This is a genomic window from Stenotrophomonas sp. PS02289, assembly GCF_029960115.1.
In the GTDB taxonomy this organism is placed as follows: domain Bacteria; phylum Pseudomonadota; class Gammaproteobacteria; order Xanthomonadales; family Xanthomonadaceae; genus Stenotrophomonas.
On sequence record NZ_JASCOZ010000151.1, the window covers coordinates 1 to 10,834 of the forward strand.

At 62.4% G+C, this 10,834-nt stretch carries 14 protein-coding genes; 10 read left to right on the top strand and 4 right to left on the bottom strand.

The window, feature by feature from the left end; genetic code table 11:
• The first annotated feature begins 227 nt into the window (after positions 1–227).
• Complete coding sequence (locus QMX83_RS16990) at positions 228–719, top strand: ribbon-helix-helix protein, CopG family (RefSeq protein WP_282297819.1); 492 nt, start codon at positions 228–230, stop codon at positions 717–719.
• Positions 720–806: 87 nt separating this feature from the next.
• On the opposite strand, the gene QMX83_RS16995 is transcribed toward QMX83_RS16990, so the two are convergent.
• Positions 807–1,898 (bottom strand): DUF3578 domain-containing protein, encoded by a 1,092-nt coding sequence (locus tag QMX83_RS16995; RefSeq protein WP_282297820.1) that lies wholly within the window; start codon positions 1,896–1,898, stop codon positions 807–809.
• 89 nt (positions 1,899–1,987) lie between these two features.
• The gene (locus QMX83_RS17000; RefSeq protein WP_282297821.1) at positions 1,988–2,200 is read right to left on the bottom strand and encodes a hypothetical protein; all 213 of its coding nucleotides are present in this window, start codon (positions 2,198–2,200) and stop codon (positions 1,988–1,990) included.
• 338 nt (positions 2,201–2,538) lie between these two features.
• Between QMX83_RS17000 and QMX83_RS17005 the strand changes: the two genes are divergently transcribed.
• The 4 genes from QMX83_RS17005 (at position 2,539) to QMX83_RS17020 (ending at position 4,424) form a co-directional block, all read left to right on the top strand.
• Positions 2,539–3,255: a hypothetical protein gene (locus QMX83_RS17005; RefSeq protein ID WP_282297822.1), complete on the top strand. Its 717-nt coding sequence runs from the start codon at positions 2,539–2,541 to the stop codon at positions 3,253–3,255.
• A 104-nt stretch (positions 3,256–3,359) separates the two neighbouring features.
• A complete protein-coding gene (locus QMX83_RS17010) occupies positions 3,360–3,713 on the top strand; it encodes a hypothetical protein (protein WP_282297823.1) in 354 nt (117 codons plus the stop codon).
• Positions 3,700–4,050, top strand: a complete 351-nt coding sequence (locus QMX83_RS17015) for a HigA family addiction module antitoxin (RefSeq protein ID WP_282297824.1) — start codon at positions 3,700–3,702, stop codon at positions 4,048–4,050. The genes QMX83_RS17010 and QMX83_RS17015 overlap by 14 nt, the downstream gene beginning before the upstream one ends.
• Complete coding sequence (locus QMX83_RS17020) at positions 4,044–4,424, top strand: hypothetical protein (RefSeq protein ID WP_282297825.1); 381 nt, start codon at positions 4,044–4,046, stop codon at positions 4,422–4,424. The genes QMX83_RS17015 and QMX83_RS17020 overlap by 7 nt, the downstream gene beginning before the upstream one ends.
• Positions 4,425–4,693: 269 nt before the next feature.
• Here the strand turns inward: QMX83_RS17020 and QMX83_RS17025 are convergent, their stop codons facing one another.
• Entirely contained in the window at positions 4,694–5,035 is a 342-nt protein-coding gene (locus QMX83_RS17025) for a hypothetical protein (protein WP_282297826.1), read from the bottom strand.
• A gap of 175 nt (positions 5,036–5,210) precedes the next feature.
• Between QMX83_RS17025 and QMX83_RS17030 the strand changes: the two genes are divergently transcribed.
• Positions 5,211–5,735, top strand: a complete 525-nt coding sequence (locus tag QMX83_RS17030) for a hypothetical protein (RefSeq protein ID WP_282297827.1) — start codon at positions 5,211–5,213, stop codon at positions 5,733–5,735.
• Between the two features lie 146 nt (positions 5,736–5,881).
• On the opposite strand, the gene QMX83_RS17035 is transcribed toward QMX83_RS17030, so the two are convergent.
• Positions 5,882–6,811 (bottom strand): alpha/beta hydrolase, encoded by a 930-nt coding sequence (locus QMX83_RS17035; RefSeq protein WP_282297828.1) that lies wholly within the window; start codon positions 6,809–6,811, stop codon positions 5,882–5,884.
• Between the two features lie 168 nt (positions 6,812–6,979).
• Between QMX83_RS17035 and QMX83_RS17040 the strand changes: the two genes are divergently transcribed.
• The 4 genes from QMX83_RS17040 to QMX83_RS17055 all read left to right on the top strand — a co-directional run bounded on the left by QMX83_RS17040 (position 6,980) and on the right by QMX83_RS17055 (position 10,781).
• The gene (locus QMX83_RS17040) at positions 6,980–7,528 is read left to right on the top strand and encodes an ABATE domain-containing protein (RefSeq protein ID WP_282297829.1); all 549 of its coding nucleotides are present in this window, start codon (positions 6,980–6,982) and stop codon (positions 7,526–7,528) included.
• Positions 7,529–7,784: 256 nt separating this feature from the next.
• Positions 7,785–8,678 carry a hypothetical protein gene (locus QMX83_RS17045; RefSeq protein WP_282297830.1) on the top strand — a complete coding sequence of 298 codons (894 nt, stop codon included), beginning with the start codon at positions 7,785–7,787 and terminating at the stop codon, positions 8,676–8,678.
• A gap of 192 nt (positions 8,679–8,870) precedes the next feature.
• Positions 8,871–9,761, top strand: coding sequence for a hypothetical protein (locus QMX83_RS17050; protein WP_282297831.1), 891 nt, complete (start codon positions 8,871–8,873; stop codon positions 9,759–9,761).
• 129 nt (positions 9,762–9,890) lie between these two features.
• A complete protein-coding gene (locus QMX83_RS17055; RefSeq protein WP_282297832.1) occupies positions 9,891–10,781 on the top strand; it encodes a hypothetical protein in 891 nt (296 codons plus the stop codon).
• The last annotated feature ends 53 nt before the right edge of the window (positions 10,782–10,834 follow it).

Below are 10,834 nucleotides of genomic sequence, written 5' to 3' on the forward strand. Positions count from 1 at the left end.
CCCCCCCCCCCCCCCCCCCCCGCCCCGCCGCCGCGCCGCCGCCCCCCCCCAAGTTCAGTTGGCCTCTACCTGTGATTTGAGATCCAAAACCTCGCCATTGACGAAATCCAGAGCGGCGCGTAGGATCTGACGTAAGGCGGGTGTAGTACGGCGCAATACATGGGTATTTGTCGCTTGAGTAGCCTCGCTGACAATTGGCTAATTACCGCAAAATCATAGGCTTAAGCATGTTAACGATACGGCTGGACAGTGACACGACCGATCTGCTGGACGACTATGCGCGTCGCAGCAAGACGACGAAGAGCGAGATCGCACGGGAGGCGATCCGCGTGTATCTCCGGGCACAGTTGGATCGCCCCGACCTCGATGATGAAGAGGTGGACAGCAAGCTCTTGGCTAAAGCCAAGGAGTCGCGCTTTGAGCGCTTCCAGTTGGCGTGGGATGAACGGGCAGAGCACTACCGCGATGCAACTGAGGTCGCTGACTGGGTCGACCGAGGGGTTCTCTTCTCTCGCAGTGGGGCGGCGACTGGCGACCGTGTGCTGACGGGCATCAACGAGGTCATCGGCTTCACTGCCGAGCTCGATGACGCCAAACAGGTCTATGTAATCGTCCGACACCGCGCGGCGATCAAACCGGTTGGGGCGGATCGCTTTCACTACTATGTCTTCCCCTTCAAAGAGTGGAAGCACAATATGCGGCCCCATAGCTTCTCGTAAACGTGAAGAGATGTGATCTCCGAAGCAGGGCGAAGAGGCAATCTGGACCTCCGCTCCACGGCTGAAGGAAGTGGAGCGGAGGTTGTATCAGGAAAGTCTATATCTGAAGGCAATTGGTTGTAATCGATCTATCTCTACTTGCCATGGTGTCGATACAAACGGTACGCCACCAACCGCTGTTGCTTGGGTCGAATCCCGGATCAACTGTACTTCGGAAAGCACAAAGAGCCCGTTGTTGGGGTACTGCTGTAAATGATGGTCCACTTCATTGCGAGTCAGGACAATGTCGCCAAGTGAGCAGGTTGTTCCCTTGACCTCTATATAGAGCGTGGCTGGGCCCAGCTTGACCATGAGGTCATATGACTTTGTAGCGCTAGTATCTTCGACGGAGTAGCCTTGACCCGCAAAGTAATCAATTGCAGCGGCCATAGCCCTTAGCTCCACTGCTCGTCGCTCGGCTGGTGATAAGCCAAATCCCTGTCCGGCGCGAGCACGGCCAGTAGTGGTCTCCTCTACCGCTTCAATGACAGAAATCACGTCCAGCGAGGTTTCCCGCGTACGTATCTGAGCATCGTCAGCCGAATAGACCTTCCCTAGAAGCACGGCCATGAAGCGCAGATCATCTGCGATCTGTTCATCAGAGGGGATGTCATCGACAGGGTAGAAGTAGCTGGTCGCGGTTGTGCTCTCGTAGGACCGGCCGAGCTTCCCCTGCCCAAGCTCGATTTCCTCCGATAGGCGGCCATCCCCTCGGATATCACTGCCAATCAGGTCTCTCGCCCACTTCACGAGTCTCGTGGCCTCAGCGGCCGACCTAGAAACGAATCCACCGGAAGCGGACTCGTTAGAAGCATGGGCAAGCCCGAGATAGGCTCCAGATCCGTCTTCCCTGAAGAGCAGGACCACGTACCACCCCTTAGTCGCCGAGGGTGAGCGCACGCGTGAACTGAAACGCACCCATGGCACGAGCGAGCGGCGGCCCTGCCCGTCGCTGCCTTCCAGCAGGAATTCTCCAGGCCTGATTCCAGCACCAATGCGGAGCTCTTCAGCGATGCGGCTGAGACCGCGCGGTAGGGCCTGCCGAATGATCGAGCCTCGTCTCGCCATGGACTCGGTCACGCTTGGGCTGTAGTCCTTCTGTAATCGGAGAACTTCAAGCACGTCGTCCTTGATTCCCATGCTAAGCCCTTGCGGCATCTCAACTTGAGCAATCTAACCATGGTGTCGCAATCGGCCGCAACTCGAGAATTGAACGTCGCTGGATACGGTTAGCTCTGCAAAGCCAGGCCAAGCACCGGCCAAACCCGATCCCGCCGACAAAGATCAAAGTCCTCCCCAAACGCCACCGCCGCTTCCCCGGCCGGCAGGTCGCAGTACCACCCCAATTCTTCCCGATCCAGCCCCGCATCCGCGTGGTCTATCGCAAAAAGTGCCAAAAGCGCCTCGTCAAACGCGGCCAGCCACTCCGAATCAATCTGCATGTTTTCGTCCGAGTCCTACGGGGGAGGTGCATGATCTGTGGATTGCGTCTCAAATCCTGCGTCAGAACCGGGCATTTGCGACAGCCACTTGTCGTTTCCGAAATATCACCCTAAGTCAATGATTTTGCTGAGGTACTTTTCCAAATTGGAATCCGCCAAGGTACACGGACGGAGCGTGGAAACTCCCAAGCGAGAACAATGATGGATGTAGGCCCGAGGTCGGGAGGGTGGTTAATACAACACCCTCTCCTCGGGGGAAATGCGCCACGCCGTTTCTCGCTTGACGGTTCCAACCTCCCGACCACCCCTCGCCACCTCCGGCGAGGGGGGCCTACTCCATGAGGCTGTCCATCATGCAAAAGATCTGGCCCGAAGCACCCAGCCCCGACTTGGATCAGGCGGCGAACGATCCCGCCCCCGAAGTGGAACCCGAAGCTCCACCCGAGCTCCCTCAAGCCGCCACTCCCCCCGGCGGCAACGAGCACCGTAAGCCCCCACCCACCAGCAATAACGAAGACGACGACTACGTCCCGTTCTTCCTCACCCGCGGCCGCTGGCTGCGCTACATCGGTCTCGGCAAGGGCACCACGCTCGAGCTCGAGTGGACCGGTGAGAAGCTGGTCATCACCCCCCATCTACCCGCCGGGCTTCCGCACCCTGCACATGCCCACCAAGCTCGTGCGCGAGGTGCACTACATCACGGTGGAGGGCTACGCCCACCACCCCGCGCCGAAGGGGTTTACGCCATGAGCATGAAGAAGCGGGCGTACATGCGGTTCAAGGTGGAAGACGACCTGCGCTGCCGCTTCAAGGGCGCGGCCACGCGGGCGCATTACTACCCGGCGGAGGCGTTGCGCTTGTTCATGGAGCGCTTCGTGGAGCTTGAGTTCGACCCGCATGCGGTGGACCTCACCTGTTGGAGCGACGCGGTGGATCGCGCGGCCAACCAGGTGCGTAAGGAGATGCCGCCGGTGGAGCCTGCGTTTGGTGAGGAGGATGAGGTTCAACGGGCTCGGCGGGAGGGGTGGGCTGGTTGTCGGTTTGGCCTTGAGTAATTGAATGGTGGGTTCGTTCGTGGTTGCCACGCAGGGCGTGGCACTACGGGACTTTTGGTCATCGTGTGAACGGTGGCCCGGTATCGCCTGATTTGGAGAAATTCATGAGTGTTGTTCTTCTCCCGCGCTTGGCGCGGGCAGGGCACCTGCGTGCCAAATTCCGCTCGGTGCGCGAGCGTGCCAAGCCAGTTGCCGTGCGTGCACTGCGCGGCCTGCTGCGCTGGTATCTAGATAACTCGCACTATTCCTACTGCTGCCCGGACCTGCGCCGCATGTACGAAGTACGGCTGTGGCTGCGTCGCCGCGCCATCGCCCTGCTCAAGCGCTTGCCAGGTCCCGCGCCCCGGCGGCGCAGGGTGCCGGCCTCGCTGGATCTGGAGGCGCTGGTGCAGCGCCAGTACGGCTGGCGCAATGCCAACCACTCCCGCCGGGAGGGCCGCCGCCATGCTGCGCAGTGAGGAAGTGCCACCGCTGCACCCGGGCATCATCCTGGCCGAAGACTTCCTGGAGCCGCTGCGGCTCTCCGGCCGTGCCCTGGCCTGCGCGCTGCAGGTGTCGCACACCCGCATCGCGATGATTCTGCGCGGCGAGAGCGCCATCACCGCCGACACCGCCATACGCCTGGGCCGCTACTTCGACACCTCGCCGTGGTTCTGGATGAACCTGCAGGTGCGCTTCGACCTGGAGATGGCCGAAGGCACCACCCCGCACCCGGCCGCGCGCATCCGCCCGGCGGACGTGGGCAGCGACCTGGCGTGGCTCATCGGTGGCGACGACAAGGCGATCGAATGGTGATCAAGCGCCTGCGCCGCGTGCCGCCCGCGGTCACCCGCCCGCGCAGGCCGCTACCGCCGTTACCCGCGCAGCTGCGCGAGCAGCTGCAGAACTACCCCGACCACGTGGAGCGCCTGCAGCTGGCGCTCCACGGAGTAGCGCTTGCGCCGCCCTCGCGCCTGTCTCGCATCGAGATGGCCCTGTGGGCGCTGGAGGACCGGGTAGGGCGGTTCCTGGCCGAGGCGCAGCAGGAGCTGGATGCCGCGCGATGCAGTGGCGATGCGGAGCGGTTTGCGCGGGCGCAGGAGGCGGAGCGGGTGATGTTTGGATTGCGGCTGCGGCAGCAGTGGGTGAAAGATGAGGTGTTTGTGGGGTTCTTCAAGGAGCTGAAGTGACCTGTAGAGCCGGGCTCTGCCCGGCTGAAACGTCCGGATGCTCACCGGTAGGGTCGGCCGACAGGCGACCGCCGTGGAATGATCAACGCCCGGTAACGTATGACCATCGAACGGGGAGACGCTTCTCCGTTTATGGGTCATGCCTTACCGGGCCGATCACCGTTATCGGCGGTCGACTGTCGTGCGACCCTACCGGCCAGGTCTGGCCCGGCGAATGGACCGACCCGATCTCCGAGACGTTAATCGCTAATACTGGTGCAGTCGTAGCGTTAAGGCGACATCCAGTAGGCGGTTCCAACGACGTCACCTTGTTCGTTGATCTCAAACGACCATGCTTCACCCGTCAAAGAGGACCGATTCAGGTACCAGAGTCTCTTCGCGCAGGAGGCTTCGCACTTGGATTCCTCATAGCCACCGGGTGCTTTCGCGCCCCGCTCCTGGACGTGCGATGGCTCACCCATCGTGAGCAATACGTCATCAACAGAATCGCCCGCCCGGACATTCTTGAAGTTCCTCTGCCCGGACTCCGAGATGTAGGTGCAGGAGCCGACATACAGCGCAGCAAGCACCGCAATCGAAGCAACCATCACCTTACCAAGGCTCCACTTCATCGCGCGTCTCCTTTCATCGGCTGCCCTTCTCGAAATCAAGCAGGAGATCATCAGCCACTTGCTCGCCATAGACACCTCTCTCTTTACCATTGATCATGGCTCTGAGTTGTCTACGAGATCCTGGCCGTTCCAATGCGGCGTTTGTGGAGTATTCCATTAGAGTGCCGTGAGAGGCATGGATCGCGACGCCCACGGCGCGTCGCCACAGGGAGATGAAATGCTGGATGCTCGTGTTCCGTTGGCCAACACCCGATCGATCAGCTTTGGGCTGGGATTTCTGGGGTTCATGGCTTTCTGCAGCTACAAAGGTGGTGCGCTGATCGGCGTGCCGGCGATTGCCATTTACGTCCCGTACTTGGCGGCAACGATGTATCGCTGCCGGTTGAAGATCAGCGCGCAGTCGGTTGAGGTGGGCGCGCTTCTGTACCGGACCCGGGTGGAGATGAGTCAGATCAAGCCTGAGGAGGCGGTGGTGTTGCCGGATGGTGCGCACCCCAGGTTGCGGTGGTCTAAGAGCTCGTTGCGGCTGCCTGGGCTGCAGCTTGGGTGGTTTACTAGTTCGCGTGGGAAGTCTGTTTTTGCGGCTACTGGCGGGCCGAAGGGTCGGGTGCTTATTCCTACGACGGGGAAGCATGATCTGATGGTGTCGTGTGAGGACCCTGAGGCGGTGTTGGAAGCCCTGCGTAGGGTCGGTCGATAGACGACCGCCGTGGAATTTTTAACGCCCGGTAACGCATGACCGTCGAACGTAGAGGCGTTCCTCCGTTTTTGGGTCATGCCTTACCGTGCCGATCACCGTTATCGGCGGTCGACTGTCGTGCGACCCTACCGGCCAGCCGCCCTCTCTTACTTCACGTTGCGATCCAGGAACTCCAGCATGCGCGTCGCGATCTCGTCGCCGTGGGTCTCGATGGCGAAGTGCCCGGTATCGAGGAAGCGCACTTCGGCCTTCGGATTGTCGCGCTTGTAGGCTTCCGCACCGGCAGGGATGAAGAAGGGATCGTTCTTGCCCCAGATGGCCAGCGTCGGCGGCTGGTACTGGCGGAAGAACGCATGCAGTTGCGGGTATTGGCGAACGTTGCTGCCGTAATCCAGCAGCAGGTCCATCTGCGGCTCGACACCGATGCGCTCGATCGCGGCGGACGCCAGCTGATAGCTTTCCGGCGCGATCAACGACGTATCACGGACACCTTCGGTGTATTGCCACTTGATCATGTCCGGCGTGTTGAAGCGGCGCAGCGCTTCGCGGTTCTCGGCGGTCGGGTCCGCCCACGCCTTGCGCATGTCTGCCCAACCCGCGCTCAGGCCTTCTTCGTAGGCGTTGCCGTTCTGGCTCACGATGGCGGTGATCTTTTGGGGATTCGCCACGGCCAGGCGCCAACCGACGGGCGCGCCGTAATCGAACACGTAGATCGCGTAACGATCCAGGCCCTTTTCGACCGTGAAGGCGTCGATGACCGAGGCCACGTTGTCGAACGTGTAGTCGAAGGCGATGCCCGGCTTGACCGTGGTCTGCCCAAAGCCCGGCAGGTCGGGCGCGATCACTCGATAGCGCTGCGCCAGGACCGGGATCAGGTCCCGGAACATGTAGGACGACGCGCCGAAGCCGTGGAGCAGCAGGACCGCAGGGGCGTCCGCCGGGCCGGCCTCGCGATAGAAGACGCTCACCCCTTGGATGTCTGCGGTGCGGTAGTGGACCTGCGCCGACGGCTCGGCGGAGGCGGAGAATGCGGTGCCCAGCGTGGCGGCGGCGAGGAGGAGGCTCTTGAGGTTCATGGGGAAGCTCGCGGAGGAAGGGGGGGGGGCGGAATAACCATCTAAGTGTGCATTTAGAGGTTATGTGGCCGAACTCTGCCCGAACTGTGGTAACCTGTCAACAGTTCGTTTAGGGGTTACTTTGTGGGCACTCCCTCACTACAGGACACGATCACAGAGGCTCCCCAGGTGGGCGACCATCTGGCGCTGGACCTGCTCAACACCGAGGCCCGCAGCCAAGGCCAGGTCGTCGACCATTGGACGACGGATGAGGATGTCCGCCGCTGGCTGCTGCGCCAGGGCGTGGCCCAGGGGCCGGCGAGCCAAGCGGCCCCCTCGGGTCTGCTTGAGCGTGGCCGCGAACTGCGGGCGGCGGTGAGGGAAGCCATCTCCGCGCGCAAGGCGGGCGGGGCAGTAAGCATCGACGGCCTCAACGCGTACCTGCAGGCGTACCTGACGTCCCCGCAGCTGCGCCATGACGAAACCGGTGCGCTGACCCTGACGCGCACTGCGCGCGGTGACGCCACGTCATCGCTGCTCGGCCCCGTGGCCGAAGCCGCCGCCCAACTGCTAGTGGAAGGCGACTTTGCGCTGGTCAGGCAATGCGAACACCCCGACTGCATCCTGTGGTTCTACGACCGCACCAAGTCGCACAAGCGCCGCTGGTGCAGCATGGCCCAATGCGGCAACCGCCATAAGGCCGCACAATTCCGCAAGCGCAACCCTCTGCCCGGCTGAACCACCGATAGCCCCGTAGAGCCGGGCTTGCCCGGCTGAACCACCGATAGCCCAACGGTAGGGTCGGCCGACAGGCGACCGCCGTGAAATGCCCAACGCCCGGTAACGCATGACCACCGAACGCAGAGGCGCTCCTCCGCGTCGTGTTCATGCCTTACCGTGCTGATCACCGTTATCAGCGGTCGGCGTTGCTGGTATACCTGTAACGCTTCAGCCGGGCAGAGCCCGGCTCTACACCCCATAAGGACCTGGACCCATGCTGGCAAAACCTACTCTCCTGGTGCTTGCAGTAGGCCTGCTCCTGGCGACAGGGCTGGCTTGGAAGCACCTCTCCCCAACGCCGTTATCCGCCGCCGCCCCGGCCGAGTTGCAAGCGCCAAACCCAGCACCGCTTCCCCCTCCACGCAGCGCGAACTCAGCAGCCGCAACCACGGACCCACATTCCACCAAGCTGATTCGCCAGTTCCCCGTACTGAAAGAACGTGCTGAACTCGGAGACGTGAAGTCACAACGATTGCTCGCCGACGTGTACGACGCCTGCAGGACTGCCAAGGCCGACCCCGCAGACTTCCTGGAACGCCATGCGACCACGCCATTTCTTTCAGCAGAGAACACGGACGAACTGAGCCTCGCGCTGGCCCATGCCAGAGTGGACGACTGCAGTGTGGTGGACGAAGGCGGATTTCCAACGTGGCAGCTGATCCGCGAGTGGTACGCGAAGGCCGCAGATAAGGGTGACCTCGCCGCGCGCATCCGTGATCTTGCCGCGGAATACAGCGTCGGTCCGCCATTGGATGCCGACGAAGCGAACCAGCTTCTCGAGGACGTAATCGCCTCACAGGATCCGGCGGCAATCTACGCGTATGGCGAGAAAACGGGAGGTCCACTCACCCGCAATATCGGCAAGGACCGATCATTCCTGGTAGAAGACAGGTCCGCCGACCGCGTGTGGCGACTGGCGGCCTGCCGCATGGGCTACGACTGCAGCCCGCAAAGCATGATGTACAGCAACTTGTGCTTGCAGGAAGGTGCATGCGCTTACGGTGATTACGAGCAGGTGCTGAGAAGCGGGGGAATGACAGAAGCCGAGCGCAATCAGCTTGAGCCGCGGACGCAGGCGCTGCTCAAGCTTCTGCAGGGGACGTTGTGACACGCTAGGGTGAGGGATGTAGAGCCGGGCTCTGCCCGGCTGAAGCACCGATAGCCCCGTAGAGCCGGGCTCTGCCCGGCTGAAACGCCGGTAACGCCTCAGCGGGGCAGAGCCCCGCTCTACGTTGGTGGTATACCTGTAACGCTTCAGCCACCCATGGCGTGGCAATACACCCCAGAAGGATTTGAGGCCATGCGCACACTCGCCAGACTCTTCATCATCTTCACGGCGTTGCTCGCCCCGGAGGTCGCCTTCGCATGGCGGCACTTCACCGCACCAGCCAAACCAGAACACGCCCCACCCACCGCAGCGGCCCTCTCACTCGCGAACGACAGCCCATCCACAACCGGCCCTCAATACCGCACCCCATCCGCCACGCCAGCTACATCCACCAACGTAGACGCATTAGCCGCCTTCGAAGCCCTCAAGCAACGCGCCAAAGCCGGCGACGCCGTCTCCCAGCGCTTGCTCGCACAAACCTACGAAGCCTGCTACCTGCCCAACGTCCAGCGCGCACACTTCATCAGCAGCATCCAGTACCTGCAGAAGGTGAACCCCGACCAGGCTGCAGAACTGGACCGCGTATTGCGTCTGCGCCTGCAGCAGTGCGATGCCGTGGACGGTGGGGCCATCATCCCGATGCAACTCATCAACGGCTGGTACGCGCACGCGGCGGCCAATGGCGACCTGGCTTCCCGCGCTGTGACTTATGCAAGGCAGCCTATGCCGCTGGAAACCGCGACGGTTACGCAGTTCATGGACGACCTGGTCGATTCAGGCGATCCGGCCGCGATGTACAGCCTGGGCAACACATTGGGCGAGCGCTTCGTCAGCAACGTGAGAGGGCCTTATGCATCGTTGGTGACGGGCCAGATCGCAGGAACCGCCTGGGTGTTGGCCGCCTGCCGCATGGGCTATGACTGCGGCCCCGACAGCATCGCTGCCACCGACTTCTGCCTGTCGATCGGCCGCTGTCAGGGGGAATCGGTGGAAGCGCTGATGTTCGCCATGGTACTCGCGGACCAGGATCGCGCGGCGCTCGAACAGAAGATCCAACAGATCCTGGACGCCACCGCCCCGTAGAGCCGGGCTTGCCCGGCTGAAACACCGGTAACGCCTCAGCGGGGCAGAGCCCCGCTCTACGTTGGTGGTATACCTGTAACGCTTCAGTCACGCATGGCGTGGCAACGCACCCCAGAAGGATTTGAGGCCATGCGCACACTCGCCAAGCTGTTCATCATCTTCACGGCGCTGCTCGCCCTTGCGGTCGCCTTCGCATGGCGACATTTCACCGCACCAGCCAAACCCGAACACCCCACACCCACCGCAACGGCCCGCTCACTCGCGAACGACACCCAATCCGCAACCGGCTCCCAAGGCCGCACGTCATCCGCCACACCAGCAACATCCACCAACGTAGACGCAGTAGCCGCCTTCGAAGCCCTCAAGCAACGCGCCAAAGACGGCGACGCCGTCTCCCAGCGCCTGCTCGCACAAACCTACGAATCCTGCTTCCTGCCCAACCTCCAGCGCGCAAACTTCATCAGCACCTACCAGTACATGCAGAAGGTGAACCCCGATCAGGCCGCAGAGATGGACCGCGTCGTGCGTCTGCGCCTGCAGCGGTGCGATGCCGTAGACGGTGGTGCCGTCATCCCGATTCAACTCATCCACGGCTGGTACGCGCAGGCGGCTGAAAATGGCGATCTGGCTTCCCGCGCTGTGGCTCTTTCAAGGCAGCCCCTGCCGCTTGACACCGCGACGGTCACGCAGTTCATGGACGACCTGGTCGCTTCAGGCGACCCGGCCGCGATGTACAGCCTGGGCAACACACTCGGCGAGCGCTTCGCCAGCAACGTGAGAGAGCCTTATGCATCGCTGGTGACGGGCAAGAACGCAGGCACCGCTTGGGCCTTGGCCGCCTGCCGTGTGGGCTACGACTGTGGCCCCGACAGTACTGCGGCCACCGACTTCTGCCTGTCGATGGGCCGCTGTGAGGGTGAATCGGTCGAAGCGCTGATGTTCGCCCTGGCGCCCACGGACCAGGATCGCGCGGCGCTCGAACAGAAGATCCAACAGATCCTGGACGCCACCGCCCCGTAGAGCCGGGCTCTGCCCGGCTGAAACACCTGTACCGCATCAGCCGGGCAGAGCCC